Annotated in this window: 20 protein-coding genes and 1 riboswitch; of the genes, 10 read left to right on the forward strand and 10 right to left on the reverse strand. The window is 72.3% G+C overall.

What is annotated here, in order from left to right; genetic code table 11:
• Positions 1-5: 5 nt before the first annotated feature.
• Positions 6-923, reverse strand: a complete 918-nt coding sequence (locus AC3EN4_RS25830) for an NADP-dependent oxidoreductase (protein ID WP_435208470.1) — start codon at positions 921-923, stop codon at positions 6-8.
• A gap of 12 nt (positions 924-935) precedes the next feature.
• The gene (locus tag AC3EN4_RS25835; RefSeq protein ID WP_435208472.1) at positions 936-1,574 is read right to left on the reverse strand and encodes an HD domain-containing protein; all 639 of its coding nucleotides are present in this window, start codon (positions 1,572-1,574) and stop codon (positions 936-938) included.
• 267 nt (positions 1,575-1,841) lie between these two features.
• Between AC3EN4_RS25835 and AC3EN4_RS25840 the strand changes: the two genes are divergently transcribed.
• On the forward strand, positions 1,842-2,834 hold the full coding sequence (locus AC3EN4_RS25840) for a GlxA family transcriptional regulator (RefSeq protein ID WP_435208474.1): 993 nt from the start codon (positions 1,842-1,844) through the stop codon (positions 2,832-2,834).
• An 89-nt stretch (positions 2,835-2,923) separates the two neighbouring features.
• Here AC3EN4_RS25840 and AC3EN4_RS25845 read toward each other — a convergent pair whose 3' ends face one another.
• A complete protein-coding gene (locus tag AC3EN4_RS25845; RefSeq protein WP_435208476.1) occupies positions 2,924-3,517 on the reverse strand; it encodes an AMIN-like domain-containing (lipo)protein in 594 nt (197 codons plus the stop codon).
• Positions 3,518-3,735: 218 nt separating this feature from the next.
• Here AC3EN4_RS25845 and AC3EN4_RS25850 point away from each other — a divergent pair, with 218 nt between their 5' ends.
• Positions 3,736-4,395 carry a hypothetical protein gene (locus AC3EN4_RS25850; protein ID WP_435208478.1) on the forward strand — a complete coding sequence of 220 codons (660 nt, stop codon included), beginning with the start codon at positions 3,736-3,738 and terminating at the stop codon, positions 4,393-4,395.
• A gap of 9 nt (positions 4,396-4,404) precedes the next feature.
• Here AC3EN4_RS25850 and AC3EN4_RS25855 read toward each other — a convergent pair whose 3' ends face one another.
• Positions 4,405-5,232 (reverse strand): DUF3152 domain-containing protein, encoded by an 828-nt coding sequence (locus AC3EN4_RS25855; RefSeq protein WP_435208480.1) that lies wholly within the window; start codon positions 5,230-5,232, stop codon positions 4,405-4,407.
• Between the two features lie 139 nt (positions 5,233-5,371).
• Here AC3EN4_RS25855 and AC3EN4_RS25860 point away from each other — a divergent pair, with 139 nt between their 5' ends.
• Positions 5,372-5,872, forward strand: coding sequence for a SigE family RNA polymerase sigma factor (locus AC3EN4_RS25860; protein ID WP_422739875.1), 501 nt, complete (start codon positions 5,372-5,374; stop codon positions 5,870-5,872).
• Positions 5,869-6,627: a hypothetical protein gene (locus tag AC3EN4_RS25865; RefSeq protein WP_435208482.1), complete on the forward strand. Its 759-nt coding sequence runs from the start codon at positions 5,869-5,871 to the stop codon at positions 6,625-6,627. The genes AC3EN4_RS25860 and AC3EN4_RS25865 overlap by 4 nt, the downstream gene beginning before the upstream one ends.
• Before the next feature lie 213 nt (positions 6,628-6,840).
• Here the strand turns inward: AC3EN4_RS25865 and AC3EN4_RS25870 are convergent, their stop codons facing one another.
• Complete coding sequence (locus AC3EN4_RS25870; RefSeq protein WP_435208484.1) at positions 6,841-7,035, reverse strand: hypothetical protein; 195 nt, start codon at positions 7,033-7,035, stop codon at positions 6,841-6,843.
• 226 nt (positions 7,036-7,261) lie between these two features.
• On the opposite strand from AC3EN4_RS25870, the gene AC3EN4_RS25875 reads away from it, so the two are divergent.
• Positions 7,262-7,486 carry a helix-turn-helix transcriptional regulator gene (locus AC3EN4_RS25875; protein WP_435208486.1) on the forward strand — a complete coding sequence of 75 codons (225 nt, stop codon included), beginning with the start codon at positions 7,262-7,264 and terminating at the stop codon, positions 7,484-7,486.
• 76 nt (positions 7,487-7,562) lie between these two features.
• On the opposite strand, the gene AC3EN4_RS25880 is transcribed toward AC3EN4_RS25875, so the two are convergent.
• Positions 7,563-10,340: an ATP-binding protein gene (locus tag AC3EN4_RS25880; protein WP_435208488.1), complete on the reverse strand. Its 2,778-nt coding sequence runs from the start codon at positions 10,338-10,340 to the stop codon at positions 7,563-7,565.
• Between the two features lie 205 nt (positions 10,341-10,545).
• Between AC3EN4_RS25880 and AC3EN4_RS25885 the strand changes: the two genes are divergently transcribed.
• Together AC3EN4_RS25885 and AC3EN4_RS25890 are read left to right on the forward strand one after the other, a co-directional pair.
• Complete coding sequence (locus AC3EN4_RS25885; protein WP_435208490.1) at positions 10,546-12,303, forward strand: M28 family peptidase; 1,758 nt, start codon at positions 10,546-10,548, stop codon at positions 12,301-12,303.
• A 130-nt stretch (positions 12,304-12,433) separates the two neighbouring features.
• Positions 12,434-12,940, forward strand: coding sequence for a hypothetical protein (locus AC3EN4_RS25890; RefSeq protein ID WP_435208492.1), 507 nt, complete (start codon positions 12,434-12,436; stop codon positions 12,938-12,940).
• Positions 12,941-13,047: 107 nt separating this feature from the next.
• On the opposite strand, the gene AC3EN4_RS25895 is transcribed toward AC3EN4_RS25890, so the two are convergent.
• Positions 13,048-13,746, reverse strand: coding sequence for an SDR family oxidoreductase (locus AC3EN4_RS25895; protein WP_435208494.1), 699 nt, complete (start codon positions 13,744-13,746; stop codon positions 13,048-13,050).
• A gap of 194 nt (positions 13,747-13,940) precedes the next feature.
• On the opposite strand from AC3EN4_RS25895, the gene htpG reads away from it, so the two are divergent.
• On the forward strand, positions 13,941-15,857 hold the full coding sequence (htpG, locus tag AC3EN4_RS25900; RefSeq protein WP_435208496.1) for a molecular chaperone HtpG: 1,917 nt from the start codon (positions 13,941-13,943) through the stop codon (positions 15,855-15,857).
• Positions 15,858-15,890: 33 nt separating this feature from the next.
• Here the strand turns inward: htpG and AC3EN4_RS25905 are convergent, their stop codons facing one another.
• A complete protein-coding gene (locus AC3EN4_RS25905; RefSeq protein WP_435208498.1) occupies positions 15,891-18,728 on the reverse strand; it encodes an AfsR/SARP family transcriptional regulator in 2,838 nt (945 codons plus the stop codon).
• 183 nt (positions 18,729-18,911) lie between these two features.
• Between AC3EN4_RS25905 and AC3EN4_RS25910 the strand changes: the two genes are divergently transcribed.
• A complete protein-coding gene (locus tag AC3EN4_RS25910) occupies positions 18,912-19,313 on the forward strand; it encodes a peptidase inhibitor family I36 protein (RefSeq protein ID WP_422739883.1) in 402 nt (133 codons plus the stop codon).
• 110 nt (positions 19,314-19,423) lie between these two features.
• Here the strand turns inward: AC3EN4_RS25910 and AC3EN4_RS25915 are convergent, their stop codons facing one another.
• Entirely contained in the window at positions 19,424-19,912 is a 489-nt protein-coding gene (locus tag AC3EN4_RS25915) for a peptidoglycan-binding domain-containing protein (RefSeq protein WP_435208500.1), read from the reverse strand.
• A 270-nt stretch (positions 19,913-20,182) separates the two neighbouring features.
• Positions 20,183-20,351, forward strand: a riboswitch (cyclic di-AMP (ydaO/yuaA leader).
• Between AC3EN4_RS25915 and AC3EN4_RS25920 the strand changes: the two genes are divergently transcribed.
• Positions 20,351-21,043 (forward strand): transglycosylase family protein, encoded by a 693-nt coding sequence (locus AC3EN4_RS25920; protein ID WP_435208502.1) that lies wholly within the window; start codon positions 20,351-20,353, stop codon positions 21,041-21,043. Its footprint overlaps the riboswitch before it by 1 nt.
• A gap of 74 nt (positions 21,044-21,117) precedes the next feature.
• On the opposite strand, the gene AC3EN4_RS25925 is transcribed toward AC3EN4_RS25920, so the two are convergent.
• Entirely contained in the window at positions 21,118-21,465 is a 348-nt protein-coding gene (locus tag AC3EN4_RS25925) for a hypothetical protein (RefSeq protein ID WP_435208504.1), read from the reverse strand.
• Positions 21,466-21,724 lie beyond the last annotated feature (259 nt).

Genomic DNA, 21,724 nt, shown 5'->3' on the forward strand with positions numbered 1-21,724 from the left:
TCCGGTCACTCGGCGATCTTGATGATCGTCTTTCCGGGGGCGCGACGGTGACGGGCGAACGCGGAGGCCGTCTCGGCGAGCGGCCGTACGTCGCCCACGACGGGCCTGAGTCGTCCGGTGCGGACGCGTTCGGCGAGGTCGACCAGCCGGGCCCGATCGGGTTCGACCACGAAGAAGACCGCTCGCCCCTGCCGGGGCTGGACGTCGGGCGGCGCGGTGATGGTCACGACGGTGCCGCCGGGGCGGACCAGCTCGGTCGAGCGACGCAGGATGTCGCCGCCGATGACGTCGAACACCACGTCCACCTCGCCGACCTGCCGCAGGTCGTCGGCGTCCAGGTCGACGAAGGTCTGCGCGCCGAGCGAGAGCGCGAGGTCCCGGTCGGCGGCCCGACCGGTGCCGATCACCTGAGCGCCCACCTCGCGTGCGAGTTGGACGGCGATCGAGCCGACACCGCCGGCGGCGCCGTGCACGAGGACGGTCTGGCCGCTCGTGAGATGGGCGTGGTCGAACAGCCCCTGCCAGGCGGTCAGCCCGGAGATCGGCAGCGCCGCGGCCACGGTGTGCTCGACGTCGGCCGCCAGCGGGGCGAGGTTCCGCGCCTCCACCGCCGTGTACTCGGCCAGGGAACCGTCGCGGGCCCAGTCGGTCAGGCCGAACACCCGCTGACCCACCGTCAGGCCCGTGGTGCCGTAGCCGAGTTCGGCCACCACACCGGAGAGTTCGTGGCCGGGGATGGTGGGCGTCCGGTCCCGACCCGCGCGGTCGGTCCACGTCGTGGGCCAGTCGAGCTCCCCGGGCGTGAAGCCGGCGGCGTGGACGCGCACGATGACGTCGTTCTCCGCGGCGTGCGGGTACGGCATGTCGGTCAGGGTGAGTCCCGGCACGCCGGCGTTCCGGTCGCGTACGGTGATCGCCTTCATGTTCGTGGCCTTTCAGCTCGGCCAGGGTGAGCCGACGATGCGCTCGACCGTCGTCACACGCTGGAAGCCGGGAACAAAGTGTTCGAGATAGTCGGAGTTGACGGTGCCGTTCGTGGTTTCCGGTCGATTCTTCAGCCCGTCGACGGTGGTGCGCAGGAATTCGTTCTTGAAATCCCCGCGCGGATGGACGGCGAGGATTTCCGCCAACTGGTCGGTGTTGAGCCCGTCCAGGCCGAGGCCGAGGACGTCGGTCAGCACCCCGAGGTAGGTGGTCGCGATCTCCGGGCCCATCCGGTCGGGAATGCCCGGCGTGGTGTGCAGGGCGATCGCCGTCCAGACGGTCTCGGCGGCGGCCGCGGAGAACCCCCGGTCCAGCAGGAATCTGCGGGCATGGTCGGCGCCGTCGACCTCGAAGCGCTGCTGGAGGTCCGAGAACGGCGTCACCAGCCCGGCGTCGTGGAACATGGCCGCCAGGTAGAGCAGTTCCGGATCCGGTTCGACGCCCAGCCGTCGGGCGTGGATCAGACCGAAGAGGAAAACCCGCCGCGAGTGGTGGTAGATGAGCGGCCCGGTCGTCTCCTGAATGTGTCGGGTCGCCTCGGCGACCGCCGTTGTCCGCGGAATCTCGAATCCCGCGATGACCTCTGCCATTCCCGTTGCCTTTCCGAGGAGGTGAGCCGACTGCCGATGACCCCATCGTGCCCACCGGCCGTCCCGGCCCGCCGCCCTCGTCGAGCCAGGAACCCCTCAAATCTGGACAGGGGCCGGCCGCCACGCAGAGTGATGGAGACCGCGTTCGGTCCGGCCGGCGGCGTGCTACCAATGCAACGTGTGCACCCCGCCCGTCCGCCACCCCGGTAGTCGTCGACACCCGCCGCGTCCGGCTCCGCGCGGCGCGTCGGCGCAGGGCCGGACACCGTGACCGGCGACCCGCACCGCGTCGCGATCTTCGTGTACGACGGGGTGACGCTGCTGGACGTCGCGGGTCCGGCCGAGGTGTTCAAGGAGGCGAATCGCTTCGGCGCGGACTACCGGATCGTGCTGCTCTCGCCGAACGGTGCGGACGTCACGTCGAGCCTCGGCGTCCGGATGGCCGTCGACGGCGCGGTCACCCCCGCACCCGACGTCGACACGCTGCTGGTGGCCGGGTCCGACCGGTATCCGCGCGCCCTCGTCCCCGCCGACCTGGCGGACGCCGTACGCGCGCCGGCGGGCAGGGCCGCACGGGTCGCGTCGATCTGCACCGGCGCGTTCGTCCTCGCCGCCGCCGGCCTCCTCGACGGCAGGCGCGCCACCACGCACTGGCAGGTCGCGCACGAACTCGCCGCCCGGTGTCCCACCTGCCGCGTCGAACCCGACGCGATCTACGTGCGCGACGGCGCGACGTACACCTCGGCGGGCGTGACGGCCGGCATCGACCTGGCGCTCGCTCTCGTCGAGGAGGACCACGGGCCGGACCTGACCCGCGAGGTGGCCCGCGCCCTGGTGGTGTACATGCAGCGGGCCGGCGGCCAGTCCCAGTTCTCCGCTCCGTTGCAGGGGCCCCCGCCCCGGTCGCCGGCGCTGCGCCGGATCGCCGACGTGGTGACGGCGAACCCCCGGGCGGACCACTCGCTCGGCGAACTCGCGAAACACCTCAACGTGAGCACCCGGCAGCTCACCCGGCTGTTCCGGGACGAACTGTCCACGACACCGGCCCGCTACGTGGAGAACATCCGGTTCGACCTGGCCCGGGCGTTGCTGGACCAGAACCACACCGCGACGCAGGCCGCGATGCTGGCCGGATTCCCCAGCTACGAGAGCATGCGACGGGTGTTCGCCCGGAAGCTGGCGATCAGCCCCGCCGCCTACCAACGGCGGTTCGGTACGACCCGTCGCGGCCAGGCCGACGAGGACCCGTCACGACGGTGAGGCCGGGCACCCGGCTCCGGTGGCCTGGCCGTCCACCCCGGGGCGGACGGCCAGGCGGATCGCCGCGTCGGATCGGTGGCCGACGCCGGTCACCACTGGTGGGCGACGTCGAGCACAATCCGGCTGTGCGCGCCCGGCCCGGCCAGCACGAGGGTGCGGAACGGCAACCGGGCCCGTACGCCGACGGCGAAGGTGGTGTAGCCCTCGAAGCTGCCGCCGAAGACCACGTCGCGCAGCGTCGGGTAGCGCAGCAGGTTCGTGACGTGGCCGCCGACCGGGTACGGGACGGTGCCGAGGTGGTCGGCGTCGTACGCCGGGGCCCGCAGGGAGACCCGCAGCAGCGCGCCTCCGGCGGTGTACGGCGACAGCGCCAGCCCTTCGCCCTCGGTCCAGGTCTCGCCGTAACCGACCGTGTACCCGTCGACCGGGCCGGCGAACTCGAACACCACCCGGTCGTAGCAGTCGTGCCGGCCCGTCCGCACGTCGACCAGGGCAGCGTCGCTCAGCGCGCCGGCCGACTTCTCCCCGCTGCCCCAGGTGATCCCGCAGTACGCCGCCTCGGTCGCGGCACGCACCGGGCCGGTACGCGCCGCGCTGCTGGTGCCCGCCGCGCTGCTGCCCGCCGTGGCGAGCACTCCGGCGAGGACGACCGCCGTCGCGGTCAGCGCGCTCCTGATCCTCATCGTGGTTCTCCGTTCGGTGTCCCGGGGTCACGTCACGGCGGCCCTGCCGGTGACCCTCGCCGCCACCGTCGTCCCGCACCGACACGGGCACCTCGCCGTGGCGTAACCGCCGGGTAACAACGGCCGGACACCAGGAGCGACGTCAGCCGTGGCGCGACACCCCACGGCGTCCCACACTGCGGTACGGTGCCTGGCACCGGCACACCGGAGGTGGATGGATGCCCGCCGTCGTCGTCCTCGCGTTGACCCTCGCCCTCGCGCCGGCTCCCACGCCGTCGGTGACCGCCACGCCGGGGCCGATCGGCGAACTGGTGGGCGGTGTCGGCCGGCTGGTGGGCGACCTGCTGGGCGGCGGCGGTACGCCCACACCGATCCCGACGCCGAGCGGCACCCCCGCCCCGACCGCCGCGCCGGGCCGGCCACCGACGACCGCGCCGTCCGGCCCGGCGAAGCCCGGCGCGACATCCGCACCCGCCGGCTCGTCGACCGGTGGCCGGGCGACGGTCACACCCGACCGCCCCGACCGGAGCGCCGACACCGACGGACGCGACACGGCCGTGCCCCCGCGCGGCGGAGACACCCCGGCGCCGGTCGTCGCGCCACCCATCGCCGCCCCCGTCCGGAATGGCTGGCCGCCGGTGTCCTACCTCCTGGTGGCGGCGGTCCTGTTCGGGCTGGCGCTACTGCTGCTGCGCCGCCGTGGCAGCAGCGGCCCCTCGGCTGTTCCCGCACCGACTCCCGACCCGACGCCGACCCCCCACCCCGACTCGGATCCCGACCCGGAGAACGTCCGCCGGCTGCCGACCAGCCTCAACGCCGTCTACGAACTGGGTCGGCTGGACGAGCGACTCGAGCAGGAGCGCCGCCGCCGACCCTGACCGGCGGTCTCAGTGCTTCGGGTACGCGCCCTCGCGCCGGGGGATCGCGTCGTCGTACGCCCCGGACGGGCCGTGGTACCGGGCCGCGCCGTTCGGGTACGGCCAGGCGTTGGCCCGGCAGCCGTGCAGGCCCAACGTCTGCTGCTGCATCACCGGCGCCGGCCGGCCCGCTCCCGGGCAACGTTCGTGGCCGAACCCGAGTCGGTGCCCCACCTCGTGGTTGACCATGTACTGCCGGTACGTGGTCAGGCTCGCGCCGTAGTTCGGCACGCCCGATACCCAACGCGCCACGTTCAGCACCACCTTCGCGCCGTTGCGGCAGGACGTGTAGCCGTCCGGCACGTCCTGGCAGAGGGTGTCGCGGGTGCCGGGGGTCGCCAGGTAGATGGTGAAGTCCGCCGAATCGTCGGCGCCCACCCGCCGCAGCCGCCAGTTCCCGCCCGCCGTCCACCCACGGGGGTCGTTCAACGTCGCGGAGATCGCGTTGCCGATCTCGCGCGCCGGCAGACCACGGATGTCGCGTTCCACCGCGACCCGGTAGCGCAGCAGCGTGCCGCTCTCCGCGCCGCCACCCGTCGTCTCGGCCGGGGCCGTCGTCCAGCGGCTACCGCCGGTCGCGGGGTAGCTGACCGGGCTGTTGGGCGTGCTGCGGGTGCCGAGGATGCCGACGCCGGTCGGCCGATGCGAGGCCGTCGCGTGGTCACCGGGTCGCGGTCCGGTGGCGGGGTCTCCGGCGGGCTGCCCGGCCGCCGGCCCCGTGCATCCGGTGAGCAGCGCCACCGCCAGCAGTGACGCCGCCGAGGCCAGATGCCACCGGCGGGTACCCTTCGTCGACATGTCTCTCCCCTCGCGCGCCGCGTAATGGCGGCGCACAGGAGAAGACGGGTGGTGGCGACGAAAAGTTGAGGTGATCCGGATCTCAACCTTTCGGGAGTCCCACCCGTCTGAGGTGATGTGGCACGGGGGAGGGTGCGCGGTGGCGCGGGGTGACGCGGAGTTCGTCGAGTTCGCGCGGGCGGCGTCCGCGCGGCTGGTGCACGCCGCGTTCCTGATGACCGGCGACCACCACCAGGCCGAGGACGCCGCGCAGACCGCGCTGGTGCGGACGTACGCGTCGTGGTCGCGGATCCACGACGACGACGCCTACGGGTACGCGCGGCGCACGTTGGTCAACCACCTGGTGGACCGGTGGCGACGGCCGCTGCGGGAGTACCCGACCGACGAGGTGCCGGAGCAGCGCCGGGGCGACGTGGCCGACGACGTGGCCACCCGGCGCTGGCTGGTCGCGATCCTCGGCGCGTTGAGCCCTCGGGAGCGGGCCATCGTCGTGCTGCGGTACTACTTCGACCTGCCGGAGGCGCAGGTGGCGCGAGAGCTCGCCGTGTCCGTGGGCACCGTCAAGAGCACCAGCTCACGGGCGCTGGAGAAGCTGCGCACCGCCGCCCCGCGTTTCAGCGACGAGGGGGCGCGCCGATGAGCGAGTTGGATCGGCTCCGCGACGCCATGCGGGCGACCGAACGCCCGGACGCCGTCCTCGACCTGGCCCGGGTGATGCGCGAGGGACGGCGGTTGCGGACCCGTCGGCGGGTGACCGGGGCCGCGGCGGCGACGCTCGCGGCCGGGCTGGTCGCCGTCACCGCGGTGACGGTCGACCCGAGCGGGTCACGCGATCCCGCGCCGGCCGAGCCCGCGTCCCCGGTCGCCGTGGCCTCGACCCCGGCCGGTGTCACGCCGACGGCGGCGACGTCGGACGAGCCGACGCCACCGCCCACCAAGGCCCGTGGGGTGCCGGATCCGAAGCCCCTGGGTCAGGTGATCGACTCCGGGATCGGGTACGGCGCCGACCGGCGGGTCTACTACGTCGTCGCGGTGACCGTCCCGGAGGCGCCCAAGGTGACCATCGGGTTGGCCGCCGGTCGCCGTGCCGAGGACGGAACGGTGCGCACGGACATCCTGGTCAACGATGTCGACGGCGCCGACCGCAGCCCGGGCTTCCACCAGATCGGGTACGACGAGAGCGAGTCGGCGACCCCGGTGCCCACATTCGGCTACTTCGTCGGCGCGGCGGCGCGGATCACCGGCACGGTCGACGGTCGGCAGGTCGACGCCACGCTTGCGCGCTGGAGTCTCGACAAGCAGGTCGTGATCTTCTGGTTCGATCCGGCCACGCTCGCGCCCGGGGAGCGGCTGGACGGCATCGTGGCCCACGACCGCGCGGGCCGCCGGCTCTGAGGTCGGGCGGGCCGTAGCCCACGTCATGCCACGATCAAGGCGTGAGGAGTGGGGGAGTCTCCCGGTATGCCCTGAGCCTGCCCCGGGCCCAGTCCAGCGATCGGCATCCATCCGGTTGGCACCGGGTACAGGGGGCCTCCCGGTGCTCGATCACAGTCCATGCAGCCAGCCGGGGGACCCAAACTTCCCGGGGTAGCTCCCGCTCCCGCTCGATCATGGTTCGGGAATGGTGGCCAGGCGGTGGGCCTTGACCACGTCGATGGCCCAACTCAGCATGTTGCAACCAGCGCCGCAGCACTGGACGCACATCCCATTGGCGCGGTGAGGGCTGGTCGTTGTCGCGTGCTGGGTGATCACCCGTTTGGCGGTCCAGAGGACCAGCGCCGGGGTGATGGGGCCGTCGTCCATCGGCACAGCTCCACCTCCTCAATTGGCAGGTCCGGGCACGGAGCCCCGCTCACGTACCCGGACCGCTACCCGGTGTGTTGCCCGTCCAGGGGATCCGATTCGGCCACCCCCTGTCAAGTATGAAAGTGGGCGTGCTACATATGTAGAAGGCTCCTGAGCCGCACCTATGAGTGAGACCGCCGGGACTTCCAAGTTAGTAAGGGGGGTGCATGGCGATGCTCAAGAGATGTCCTGGCGGCGGCGGTTGTACGGGAGCGCAGAGCTTCAGGAGCGCCTGGGCGTCTCGCGCGTCCGCGTCGTCCAGCTCACCACCCGGCCGGATTTCCCTGAGCCGTTCGATCACCTGGCCGGCGGGACCGTGTGGCTGGTGGAGGACGTGGAGCGCTGGATCACGGAGCATCAGCCCTGGAAGGCCAGGGGCGCGGACGAACCCCCGCCGCCGGAGAGCTGAGCGGGACGCCAGCGCCGTTCAGGAGTGCGGACACGCGTGGAGCCTTGGGCTGCGGCGAGGGCTCCTTCGTGCTAGCTCAGCTCAGTCGGCGTTCGATGGTCACGGTCGTCCCCTCGGCGGTGGAGACGAGTCGTACGTCGCCGTAGGCGTTCATCAGCAGCGCGCCACGCCCCCGGTCCATGGCCGGTCGACGGTCCCGCCAGGTGCCGAAGTCGCGTACCGAGATTCGGACCAGCGCGTCGCCGACCTGGAGCCGGACCCGCACCTCGGGGCGGCTGGGTCGTTGCGCGTGCTCGACGGCGTTGTTCATCGCCTCGGAGGCGGCGAGCAGCAGATCCTCCGCCACCTCCCCGTCGACGTTGAGGTCGTCCAACGCCACCCGGACGTCCTGTCGCATGGCGGCCGCCGAGGTGGGCACCGACGGGTAGGTCCACTGCTCGTCCAGCCGTTCGCCGAGCCCGTCGTCGGGGGCGCCGGCGGTCGACGTGCCGGCCGGATCGCCGGTCACGGGCTCGGCGACGCGATCCACGGGAGGCACGCTCGGACCGGACTGGACCTCGATCGCCGTGGGCCGGTCAAAGGCCGGCCCACCGTCGCCGGGACCCTCGGTGCGCGCACGGCGGATGGCGGTCCGGACCCGGGCGATCAGCTCGGCGGCGGCGAACGGCTTCACCAGGTAGTCGTCGGCGCCCAGGCTCAGGCCTGCCACGCTGGCCTCCTCGCCCGCCCGCGCGGAGAGCACGAGCACGGGAAGCGACCGGGTCGCGGGGTCCGCGCGCAACCGGCGGACCAGGTCGAAGCCGTCCAGCCCGGGCATCATCACGTCGGTGAGCACCAGGTCCGGTGGCTCCCGGTGGATCGCGTCGAGGGCCTGTCGGCCGTCGGTGACCGACCGCACCCACCAACCCTGGCCGGCGAGCAGCCGGCTCAGGTACGCGCGCATGTCGCTGTTGTCGTCGGCCAGCAGGATGCGTGCCCCGGCCAGCTCGTCGGCGGCCGGGCCGGGTGCCGGGGCGGGCGCGGCGACCTCGCCGGTCGGGTCGGTCAGCCAGCCCATCGCGTCCTGGACGGCGGCGCGTGCCGCGTCGCCCCGCCCCTCGGCGGTCGGGCCGGCCGTGACCGTACGCCGTGCCGCCGACCAGGGCAGGGCCACGGTGAACGTGGTGCCGACGCCCACCCGGCTGGCCACCCGGACCTCGCCGCCCTCCAGCCGGGTCAGCTCGTGGACCAGGGCCAGGCCGATGCCGGTGCCCTCGTGGCTGCGCGACCGCGCGCCCTGCACCCGGTGAAAGCGTTCGAAGAGCTTCGGCAGGTCCGCCTCGCCGATGCCGATGCCGGTGTCGGCGACGGTGAGGCGGACCTCGTCGTGGTCGGCGTCCACGGCGACGCGGATCCGACCGATGAACGTGTACTTCAGGGCGTTGGAGAGCAGATTCGTGACGATGCGTTCCCAGTTGACCGGGTCGACGGTGACCGGGCGGGGCAGCGGCGGGCAGTCGACGTCCAGGGTCAGCCCGGCCCGCTCGACGGCGGCGCGGAAAACGCTGGCCAGCTCGGTCGTGAGCGCGGGCAGGTCGACCTCGTGGGCGTCGCTGCGCGCCCGGCCGGCCTCCAGGCTGGAGAAGGTGAGCAGGCTGTTGACCAGGGTCAACAGGCGGGTCGCGTTGCGCCAGGCGGTCTCGACCCGCTCCCGCTGCGTCGGCGCCAGCGGCGCGGTGGTGTCGGCGAGGGCGTCGGCGAGCGGCCCGAGCATCAGGGTCAACGGGGTACGGAACTCGTGGCTGACGTTGGTGAAGAAGGTGGTCTTGACCCGGTCCAGCTCGGCCAGCGTCTCGGCGCGGCGGCGCTCCCGCTCGTACTCCTGGGCGTTGCGCACCGCCGTCGAGACCTGCTGGGTCAGCAGTTGGTGGAAGGAGCGGTACGCCTCGTCCAGCGCCCGGTTGGGGCTGACGCCGACCAGCAGGACGCCGATCGGCTGGTCCTCGGTGGCCGAGGGCAGCGGCAGGGCCAGCGCGGCGCGAACCGGGTCGCCCCACGGGCCGGCGGGCAGGGACAGCCGTTCGGCGAGGCCGGTCACGTCGCCGGGTCGACCCGACGCCGCGCCCGGTAGCGCCCAGGCCTGGGCCGTCGGGCCCGGGTCGGCCAGGTCGACGACGGTCGGCAGTGCCTCGGCGACGGTGCTGTGGCCCGGGTCGCCGTCCGTGCAGGCGATCCGCCGCAGGGTCGCGCCGTCGCGGAGGTAGATCGCGGCGAACGGCACGTCCAGCGGGTGGCCGCCGATCGCGTCGACCAGCCGGGTGCAGGTCGCGTCGACGTCGACGGTGCGCCCGTCGCCGCGCAGGGACAGGTCCCGCAGCAGCCGCAGTCGCCGTTCGCCGACGACCTGCTCGGTGACCTCGCTGCACACCGTCAGCACACCCACGGTACGGCCGTCGTCGTCGCGGGCCGGGGCGTGCGAGACGCTGAAGTAGGCCTCTTCGCGGTAGCCGGCGCGGTCCAGCAGGAGTTGCAGGGCGGGTACCCAACTGGCCACCCCGGTCGCCATGGCCCGCTCGATCAGGGGGGCGAGGACGTCCCAGCCCTCGGCCAGGGTGATCCGCACGTCGTCGCCCAGCGCGCCGGGGTGCTTGTCGCCGATCAACGCCGAGTACGCGTCGTTGTAGAGCTGGGAGAAGCGGTCACCCCAGAGCAGCAGCATCGGGTAGCGGGAGGAGAGCACCATCCGTACGGCGGAGCGCAGGCTCTGCGGCCAGTCGGACACCGCGCCGAGCGGCGTGCCGGCCCAGTCCAGCTCCGCCATCAGCCGTCCGGTGTCCCCGCCGTCGTCGAACAGGTCGGTGCGGGGTCGTGTCACGCTCGACCCGGCCTCATCGCTAGCCCCCCGTTCCGGGCCCGACGACCCCTGCTGGCGTTACCTACCCATCCTGACACCTCTACTCACCTGTGCTGACGCCGGTACCCACCGTCTAACGGGCGGGGGTTCGGGACGAACGACCGATGTCACAGACATAGATCTCTGTAAGTGTCTCGGTTATCTCTCCGACCCCCGAGGAGCCCCCATGAGAGGCAGAACGCTGAGCGCGGGAATCGCGCTCGCCGTGTTCACCGGGATGACGGTGACGCTGGCCGCCCAGCCGGCGACCGCGTCACCCTCCGCCGCGACGACAGCGGCCCGGCCGATCGCCGCGTCCGCCGCCGTCCTGGCGGCGCCGGACATCTCCGTCAGCAACGTCCAGGCGCACCTGACCCAGTTCAACTCCATCGCCAGCAGCAACGGCGGCAACCGGCGGGCCGGCTCGGCCGGCTACACCGCCTCGCTCAGCTACGTCAAGACGAAGCTCCAGGCGGCCGGCTACACGGTCAGCGAGCAGTACTGCTCCAGCTGCACGTACCCCTCGAACAACCTGATCGCCGAGTGGCCCGGCGGCCCGGCCGACCAGGTGGTCATGTTCGGCGCCCACCTGGACAGCGTCTCGGCCGGCCCGGGCATCAACGACAACGGCTCCGGCTCGGCCACCCTGTTGGAGAACGCTCTGGTCCTCGCCGCGCAGAACCCGACCATGACGAAGAAGGTCCGGTTCGCATGGTGGACCGACGAGGAGCAGGGGCTCAACGGCTCCCGCTTCTACGTCAACTCGCTGAGCTCCACCCAGCGCGGCTACATCAAGGGCTACTACAACTTCGACATGGTCGGCTCCACCAACGGCGGCTACTTCATCAACCGGGTCAGCTCGACCACGGCGGCGCCGCTGAAGGCGTACTGGGACTCCCTCGGGCTGCAACCGGAGGAGAACGTCGAGGGTCAGGGCCGCTCCGACGACTACTACTTCCAGCAGGCCGGCATCCCCACCTCCGGGTACGCGGCGGGCGCGAGCGCCCGCAAGACCAGCAGCCAGGCGGCGAAGTGGGGCGGCACCGCCAACGCCGCGTACGACGCCTGCTACCACCGGTCCTGCGACACCACCGCCAACGTCAGCGCCACCGTGCTGAACCGGGCCGCGGACGGCGTCGCGTACGCGCTGTGGCAGCTCGCCGTGGGCGGCGGCACCCCGACCAACGACTTCTCGGTCGCGGTCAGCCCCACCGCGCTCACCGTGGCCCGGGGCGCCAGCGTCAGCGCCACGGTCAGCACCGCGACCACCTCCGGCTCGGCGCAGACGGTCAGCCTCAGCGCGTCCGGCGCGCCCAGCGGGGTGAGCGTGGCGTTCAGCCCGTCGTCGGTGACCTCCGGCGGCTCGTCGACGGTGACGCTGACCGCCTCGTCCAGCGCCACCACCGGCACGGTCACGGTCACGGTCACCGGCACCGGCTCGGTCACCCGGACCGCCAGCCTCACCCTCACGGTGACCGGCACCGGGGGCTGTGCCGGTGGGCAGGTGGTCGGCAACGGTGGCTTCGAGAGCGGCAGCACGCCGTGGACCGCCTCCTCGGGCGTGATCACCAACTCCAGCGGCCAGCCGGCCCGGACCGGGTCGTACAAGGCGTGGCTCGACGGGTACGGCAGCACCCACACCGACACCCTGTCCCAGTCGGTGACCGTGCCGGCCGGTTGCGCCAGCTACACGCTGTCGTTCTGGCTGCACATCGACACCGCCGAGACGACCTCCTCGACGGCGTACGACAAGCTCACCGTGCAGGTGGGCTCGACCACCCTGGCCACGTACTCGAACCTGAACGCCGCCTCCGGCTACACCCAGCGCACGTTCAACGTGGCCGGGTTCGCCGGGCAGACGGTCACCCTGAAGTTCACCGGCACCGAGGACTCGTCGTTGCAGACCAGCTTCGTGATCGACGACGTGACGCTCCAGGCCGGCTGACGCGCGCCGGGTGGGGGCGTGTGTCGCGCGCTCCCACCCGGCATCTGGTCATGCCCATCTATCTCTGGTAGAAATCTTTCAAGGCCGGCCCCTGATTCGCAGAATTCCGCCTCACGCGAACGGGAGTGCCATGTCATCCACCCGATCCACCCTGCGCCGCCGCGTGCTCACGCTGCTCGTGGCCACCCTGGCGACGGTCTGTGCCACGTTCGGCCTGGCCGCTCCGGCCTTCGCCATCAGCCATTCCAGCGCCACGTCGCAGCTACGCGCCGCCGGCATCTCCTGGACCTCCAGCGGCAACTGCAGCGACCGCAACGTGTCCACCTGTACCTCGTTCGAGGGGGTCCGGCAGGCCACCATCGACGGCATCATCACCTTCAAGCGGGCCAGCGGCTGCGCGATCACCATCACCGCGGGAACCGAGGTCGGGCACGCCGGGGGTACGTACAGCCACTGGAACGGCTACAAGCTCGACATCGCGTTGAGCACGTGCATCCAGAACTACATCTCCGCGAACTACGCGTACGTCGGCTACATCTCCGGGTTCGGGTACCAGTACCGGGCGCCGTCGGGCAACCTCTACACCAAGGAGGGGAGCCACTGGGACATCCTCTTCTACACCTGCGGTGGCTGCTGACCGCGAGTGCGACGGGGTGCGCGGCGGGAGCTGACCGCGTACCCGATCAAGGGCCGCCGCCGGTGCTTTCCGGCGGCGGCCCGTCGCGTTCGGCGGTGGGGGAGCGGTCAGGAAAGCTGCGGGTAGAGCGCGGTGACCCCGCCGGCGAGCCCGGCCTGCACCCGCCGGCTGATGTCGTCGGTGACGATCTCGTACGCGTCGGCCTCGATGCCGTCGACGCCGATCCGGGCGATCTCCGCCGGGTCCGACTTGGCGCCGGTGATGGTCGCGGCCATGTCGGTGTCCATGTAGCCGACGTGCAGCCCGGCGACCCGGACGCCCCGCTCGGCGAGCTGGAGGCGCAGCGCGTTGGTCATCGCCCACTCGGCCGACTTCGCCGCGCCGTACGCGCCGTGCAGGGGGAAGTTGACCCAGGACAGCACCGAGAGCACGTTCAGGATGGTGCCGCCGCCGTTGCCGGCGATGACCGGCGCGAAGGACCGGATCATCGACAGGTTGCCGAGGTAGTGGGTTTCCAGTTCCAGCCGGATCAGGTCGAGGTCACCCTCCAGCAGGTCCGCCCGGCTGTCGATGCCGGCGTTGTTGACCAGCAGGTTCACGTCGCCGGCCAGCGTCGCGGCGGCGGCCACCGAGGCGGGGTCGGTGATGTCCAGCCGGACCGGCGTCACGCCGGGCAGGTCGACGCTGTCCGGGTTGCGGGCGCCGGCGTAGACCGTCGCCCCACGCGCGACGAGCTCGGCGGCCAGGTGTCGGCCGAAGCCCCGGTTGGCGCCGGTGACGAGGGCGGTGCTTCCAGCGATCTTCATGGGACTGCTCCAGGGTTCGTGGCGGGGCTTGTCGCACCGAACGCTATCCGGCTGACTTCTGTTAGGCAAAGTCAGCTAGGTCACGCGACCGACAGGCGGGAATCGGGAATACGACCCGGAGGCGCACACACCCCCACCGGTGACGGCTCGTATCCTTTGCGCGAACCTCCGCACGAGCCGAGAAGGGAGACGGTGTGAGCAACCAGGCCGAGACGTTGGAGTTCCAGGCCGAGGCGCGTCAGCTCCTGCAGCTGGTCGTCCACTCGATCTACTCGAACAAGGACGTCTTCCTGCGGGAACTCATCTCGAACGCGTCCGACGCCCTGGACAAGCTGCGGCTGGCGACGCTCGTCGACAAAGACCTCGTCGCCGACACCGACGACCTGCACGTCGCCATCGAGGTCGACCGGGACGCCCGCACGCTGACCGTCCGGGACAACGGCATCGGGATGACCCGCGACGAGGTGGTCCGGCTGATCGGCACCATCGCCAAGTCCGGCACCGCCGAGCTGCTGCGCCAGCTCCGTGAATCCGCCGACGCCCGCGCCTCGCAGGAGCTGATCGGGCAGTTCGGCGTCGGCTTCTACGCCGCGTTCATGGTCGCCGACCGGGTCACCCTGCTGACCCGCAAGGCCGGCGAGACCGGCGGCACCCGCTGGGAGTCCACCGGCGAGGGCACCTACTCGATCGAGTCGGTGGACGAGGCCCCCCAGGGCACCGCGGTGACCCTGCACCTCAAGCCGGCGGACACCGAGGACAACCTGCACGACTACACCGCCGAGTGGACGATCCGCGAGATCGTCAAGCGCTACTCCGACTTCATCGCGTGGCCGATCCGGATGACCGTCGAGCGCCCCGGCGCCGACGGCGAGGCCGCCACCAGCGAGGTGCAGACCCTCAACTCGATGAAGGCGCTGTGGGCACGCCCCCGCGACGAGGTCGACGCCGCCGAGTACAACGAGTTCTACAAGCACGTCAGCCACGACTGGGCCGACCCGCTCGAGGTCGTGCACATGAAGGGCGAGGGCACCTTCGAGTACGAGGCGCTGCTCTTCCTGCCCAGCCACGCCCCGCTGGACATGTTCTCCCCGCAGGGTCGCCGCGGCGTGCAGCTCTACGTCAAGCGGGTGTTCATCATGGACGACTGCGAGGCGCTGGTCCCCACCTATCTGCGCTTCGTCAAGGGCGTCGTCGACGCGCACGACCTGTCGCTGAACATCTCCCGGGAGATCCTCCAGCAGGACCGGCAGATCCAGATCGTCCGCCGTCGCCTGGTCAAGAAGGTCCTCGCCACCGTCAAGGACCTCAAGGCCAACCACGCCGAGCGCTACCGCACCTTCTGGACGGAGTTCGGCGCGGTGGTCAAGGAAGGGCTGATCGACGACACCGACAACCGGGACACCCTGCTGGAGATCCTGTCCGTCGCGTCCACCCACGACGCGGCCGAGCCCACCGACCTGGCCGGTTACGTCTCGCGGATGAAGGACGGCCAGACCGACATCTGGTACGCCACCGGCGACTCCCGGGCCACCATCGAGAACTCTCCGCACCTGGAGGCGTTCCGGGCCAAGGGCCACGAGGTGCTGCTGCTCACCGACCCGGTCGACGAGGTGTGGGTCGAGCGGGTCGGCGAGTACGACGGCCGGCCGCTGCGCTCGATCGCCAAGGGTCAGGTCGACCTGGACACCGACGAGGAGAAGCAGCAGGCCGAGGCCGAGCGTGAGCAGCAGCGGCAGGAGTTCGCCGCGCTTGTCGACTGGCTGGGCACGACCCTGGCCGACAGTGTCCGGGAGGTCCGCCTGTCGTCGCGGCTGACCACCTCACCGGCCTGCGTGGTGGGTGACGCGCACGACCTCACGCCGACGCTGGAGAAGATGTACCGGGCGATGGGGCACGAGGTCCCCTCGACCAAGCGGATCCTGGAGATCAACCCCGGTCACCCGCTGGTCGCCGGGCTGCGCAAGGCCCACGAGCAGGGCGACTCCGGCCCGGCCCTGACCGAGACCGCCGAACTGCTGTACGGCCTGGCGGTCCTCGCCGAGGGCGGCGAGCTGGCCGACCCGGCCCGGTTCACCCGGACCCTCGCCGACCGGCTGGCGCGCACCCTGTAACCGTTCGGCCCCTCCGGCCGGCGGGCCGCCCGCTCAGTGGGTCCCGCCGGCCGGTCCGGACGTGTCGACGTCCGCCAGCCGGCGACGGACCTCCGCCGCGTCCGGGTGGCCGAGTTCGTCCAGGATGCCCAGCGCGGTCCGCCAACTCCGCGCCGCTTCCGCCGGGTCGCCCGCGTCGACCTGCGCCTCGGCCAGGTGCCCCAACGTGTCCGCCTCGTAGTACCGGTCCTGGAACTCCCGGTACAGCGCCAGCGCGTGCCGGTAGGCGACGACCGCCTCCGCGGGCCGTCCGGCGCGGTGCTGCGCGTAGCCGAGGGTGTCCCAGGTGGGCGCCTGGCCCTGCCGGTCGTCGAACTCGCGTAGCAGCTCCAACGCCTGCTGGCACGCCTCGACCGCGGTGTCGTGCGCGCCGAGTTGGGCCCGGTACCAGCCGACCGCGTTCAACGCCATCGCCTGCCCGTAGCGGTGGCCCGCCTCGCGATACAGCGCCAACGCCGCCTCGGCGTGCTGGACCACCTCGGCGCGCCGGCCCTCCCGGTCGGCCACCTCGGCCAGGTCGAGGCAGGTGTGCGCCTGGTTGGCCAGGTCGCCCAGCTCGCGGAAGAGCTCCAGCGCCCGCTGGAGCTGGCCGGGCGCCTCGTGGAGCCGGCCCAGGCGGGCCTGCGCCCGCGCCAGGCTGCGATGGGCGTGTGCCTGCCCGACCACCGACCCGCTGCGCCGCGCCGCCGCCAGCGCCGAACGCTGCACCGCCAACTGGTCGTGCCAGCCGCCCTGACGGTCCAGGAAACTGGTCAGGCTCCAGGCGAGCTGCCAGGCGTGCCGATCGGCCCCGCTGGCGGCGCACCGTTCCACGAGCGCGATCAGCACGTCGCGCTCGCGGGTGAACCACGCCACCGCCTCGTCATGGTCGCCGAACTTCTCCGGCCGTACGCCCGCCACGGCCGGGGCGAGGGTGATCGGATCCCAGTGCGGATGCAGCAGCACGGCCGCCCCGTGCGCGCTGTGCAGGTAGTGGTCGAAGAGCCGGCCGCGCGCCTCGGCCCGGTCGCCGGCCGGGTCGTGCTCGGCGGACAGCTCGGCCGCGAACGCCCGCAACAGGTCGTGCATGGCGTACCGGTCCGGGGCGCGCTCCAGCATCAGATGCGCGTCCGCCAGCTCGGCGAACGCCGCCCGGACGGCCCGTCGGCCGGCGCCGACGAGACTGACCCCGGCCGCGGTACTCACCGTCACGTCCGTGCTGCCGCCGACCAGTCGGAACAGCCGCGCGGTTGGCGCCGACAGCAGCCGGTACGACCAGGACAGCGCCGCCCGCACGCTGCTGTCGTGGTCGCCCGTGTCGAGCCCGTCCAGCCGGCCGTCGTTCCGGAGTTGCGCGCTCAACTCGGCCAGCGGCAGCTGGGGCCGGACCACCGCGCGGGCCGCCACCACGACCAGGGCCAGCGGCAGCCGGTCACAGAGTCGTACCAGCTCGTCGACCGCCGTCCGTTCGGCCCTCGCCCGCGCCCCGATCCGCGCGTACAGCAGGGCCTGGGCGTCCTCGGCGCTGAGCAGGTCCAGCACGATCGCCTCGGCGCCCTCGGTGGCCACCAGACCGGTGAGCCGGTCCCGGCTGGTCACCAGCACCAGGCAGCTCGCCGCGCCCGGCAGCAGCGGCCGGACCTGCGCGGCGTCCCGGGCGTTGTCGAGCAGCACCAGCATCCGCCGACCGGCGAGCAGGCTGCGGTACAACGCGGTCTGCGCCTGCTCGTCCGCCGGCACCTCGCGGGGCGGCACGCCGAGCGCGGCCAGGAAGCCCCGGACCACCTGCTGCGCGCTGCGGACGACGCCGCTGTGGGTGTAGCCCTCCAGGTTGGCGTAGAGCTGCCCGTCCGGGAACTGCCCGGCGACCCGGTGCGCCCAGTGCACGGCGAGGGCCGTCTTGCCGACGCCGCCCGCTCCGGAGAGCACGGCCAGCGGAACGGCCCCGGGTCGTTCCTCGGCGGACGCCCGCAGCGCGTCCAACCGGGCCAGCTCCGCATCCCGCCCGGCGAAGCCCCGCACATCCGACGGCAACTGCGCGGGAATCGGGCGGTCCGCCCGGGTCCGCGCGACGTCGCCCGCGCCGGCCGGTACGGGAAGCGCCTGCGCGGCCGGCACGGTGACCTCACCACGCAGGATGGCCTGGTGCAGCTGGCGCAGCTCGACGCCCGGGTCCACGCCGAGCGCGTCGGCGAGTCGGTCCCGCAGCCGGGCGTAGTACGTCAGCGCCTGCGCACCCCGACCGGCCGCGGCCAGCGCGTGCAGCAGCACGGCGGCGACCGGTTCGTCCAGCGGATGCTCGTCGGCGAGCCGGGTCAGCGGATCAATCACCGCATCCGGCTCGCCCCGCCGCAGCATCCCACGGGCCCACTGCACGGCGGTGTCGGTGTGCCGGCGGTGCCAGTCCTGTCGGACCCGGGCCGCCCACTCGCCGGGTAGTCCGGCCAGCGGCTCGCCACGCCACAGCTCCAGCGCCCGGCGCAGCAGGTCCACCCGCTCGGGGTCCTGGTCGGACAGAGCGTCGGCCCGGTGCCGCAGCGCCTCGAAGTGCGGGCCGTCCACCGTCTCCGGCGGCAGGTCCAGGAGATAACCGCCCGACCGGCGGGCCAACGCGTCGGGTGCGCCCGCGTCGGCCAGCACCCGGCGGAGCCGGGCGAGATAGACGTGCAGGTTGTGGCGGACGCGGGGCGGCGACGCGTCGCCCCAGACCCGGTCCACCAGAGCGTCCAGGTGGACCGGTCGGCCCACGTCGACCGCCAGCGCGGCCAGCACGGCGCGCTGGCGGGCCGCTCCGGCATCGACCGGATGACCTTCCGCCCAGACCTCGACCGGCCCGAGGACCCGAATTTCCATGAATCGCCGCTCGCTGTGCTGCCGGTCGCCCACCCGGTGCCGGGACACCCCGGATTGAGGTTCCGGCAGGAATTCGTCGACCTTCCGCGCAGATCATCGTTGGCACAACGACATCGATCAACGTGATGTCGGCAACTCGACTCACGGCCGGTCCCGGTCGTGACGACACCGGAGGTCATCATCGTGCGAACTGCTCTGCGAAGACTCACGTCGGCGCTGCTCGGCGTGGTCGCCGTGGGCGCCACACTCGGCGTCGCTCCGAGCCCGGCCCAGGCCAACTACGCCTGCCCGTCGGGTCTGCTCTGCCTGTACTCCGGGGCCAACTTCAGCGGCGACATCTTCCTGCTCGACGGGCCGTACAACTGGTGTAAGGACGTCACGCTGCCCTCGTACTTCCGCAACCAGGCTCAGTCGATCATCAACAACCGGCCGTCCGGCACCGTCTCCACCTTCTGGGACAACGCGAACGCCACCGGCCTGCTCGGCTACCAGCACGCGTACGGCTACCGGGCGAACCTGGCGTACGACACGGCCGCCATCGGGGGAACCTGGAACAAGCGGATCGAGGCGGTCCGGGTCTGCTGATCCGACGGCTGCGCGGGGGCGGGGCTGACCCGGCGCAGCCGTACCTGTGGGGGGCCACCACGGCGCCGGCCGGAGTCCACGGGGGACCCCGGCCGGCGCTGCGGGTGGTGTCAGCCCGGGTAGTAGCAGACGTTGGGGATGACCGGACCGCCGTTGACCCCGAAGATCGCGAAGCCCATGTAGGCGCGGGTCTGCGGGCCGTACTCGCCGTCCTCGGCGATGTTCGCGTACACGATGTCCTCGTTGATCTTCTGCTGGGCGTACCGGACGGCCTCGCGGGTCTTCGAACCGTAGTTGCCGTCCAGGGTGAGCGACCGCGAGTAGCAGTTGTTCAGCGCCTCCTGCAACACCAGCACCGCCGAGTTCGAGTGGCCGTAGCTGAGGTAGCAGCTCTTGTTCCCGGTCTGCCAGCCGACGGTCGGCACGTGCATGTCCGCCCCGCCCGGGTAGCCGCCGACCCGGTAGAAGGTCAGGCTGGTGCACGGGCTGGCCGCCTGTGCGGCGGCCGGCGTGGACAGGGTCAGGCCCACGCCGGCCAGTACGGCGACGAGGGTGGCCGCGGCGCGGCGACGGCCGGTGCGACTCTGCTGGAGCGCCATGGGTTCCTCCTGCGTGTGGGGTCCGGGATGGACCCGGTGCGCTTCGGAGCATCGCGACCGGCTGTCTACGGTTTCCTGTCCGAACGTCAATTCGCCAGGTACGCGTCACACCGTGATCGGAATCGGTCCATCGTGGTCGGTGCACAGGTGGACGTCGTCCGCAACCGCTGGCCGGGGTGCCCCGCGTGGGCCGGTGAACAACTTCACAAGCGGTGGGCGACCGTCGGCGACCGTGCCTACCGTCGGTCGGGTCCGCCACCGTGGACGCCGCGACCGGTAACGCCAAATCCTGCCCCCGGTCGTCGGAAACAGAACCCGGGCAGGAGCGGGGGACCCAGGTTCCTCGGTGCATGTCACCTCGGGGTGAAGCCGCAGCGCGCGGCCGGGCTCCTCGGCCCGAACCCGACAGCTCACCTCGCCGGCGTGGAGGAAAGTTCCATGACGTCTGCGTACACCCCCCGTCATCGACGGGTCACCACCCGCCGCGTCGCCGTCGGCACCCTGGCCGTCGGCGCGGTCACCGGCGCCGTCGCCCTTTTCGGCCCGGCGGCCCCGGCCCAGGCCGGTGTCAACTGGGACGCGATCGCCCAGTGCGAGTCCGGCGGCAACTGGAAGATCAATACCGGGAACGGCTACTACGGCGGTTTGCAGTTCTCCCAGGGCACCTGGGCCGGCTACGGCGGCAAGAAGTACGCCGCCCGCGCCGACCTGGCCAGCCGCGGCGAGCAGATCGCGATCGCCGAGAAGGTGCTCGACGGGCAGGGCATCGGCGCGTGGCCGACCTGCGGCCGCAAGGGCGGCTCGTCGGGCGGCTCCGCGACGAAGTCCACCGGCAAGTCCTCGACGAAGTCCACCAGGAAGTCCTCGACGACGTCGACCGGCAAGTCGTCGCCGTCCACCGCCGGCAGGGAGCACTCGTCGCGCGGCGACCGGCCGGCTACCCGTAACCACGAGCGGACCGCCCCGGCGGCCAGCGGTGACACGTACGTGGTCCGGCCGGGGGACACCCTGTCGGAGATCGCCGAGCGGCACCGGCAGAGCGGCGGCTGGCAGGCCCTGTACGAGCGCAACCGTCAGCTGATCGGCGCGGACCCGGGTCTGATCCTCCCGGGGCAGCGGCTCGCTCTCTGACGTACCACAGGCGAACGCTCGGCCGGATCCCCGGCCGAGCGTTCGTTCGTCTGTGCTGTCCCCGCGGGGACGCGTCACGCCGCCGAGGCGGCCGTCCGCGCCTCGCGGCGGGCCATCACGTCGGCGTTCCAGCCCCAGCGCGGCGCCGGCGCGGCCGTCCCGGCCGGCCTCTCGGCCCCGCCGCCGTCGGCCGTCCCGGCCGCGTCGGGGGTGCTGCGGGCCAGTCGCAGCGACTGCTCGGCCGTGGTACGCGCCGTGCACGGCCAGGACTGGCCGGCGCACTGGAGATTGCGGCAGTGACCCTCGTCGTCGGGCTCGTGCGCGTCGAGCACGTCGACCGCGAGCTGCCACAGCAGCGGGTCGGTCACGTCGTCCGGGCGTTCGGCGCGACGGCTCGGTCGGTTGCTGGTCTCGTCGGACATGGGCCCCCCTCGTCAGGCTTTCCGGTCAAGAATTCACCCGTGGGCGGTCGGCTAAACCGCCGACCTGCTGTGATGTGTCTCCGGTCGCAGCGGTTAGGGCGTGTGTCGAAGCCCCTGGCCGGCCTGCGGCGGGCCCAGACGACGCCCGGCTGCGTTGGAGGTTGGCCCGGATACAACACCGGTATCCGAGCCAACCTCCGCCTTGCCGGATCGCCGCCTGGACTCCGCCTCGGCTCGACCGAGGACTTCGACACACGCC

Source organism: Micromonospora sp. bgisy143 (genome assembly GCF_057708145.1).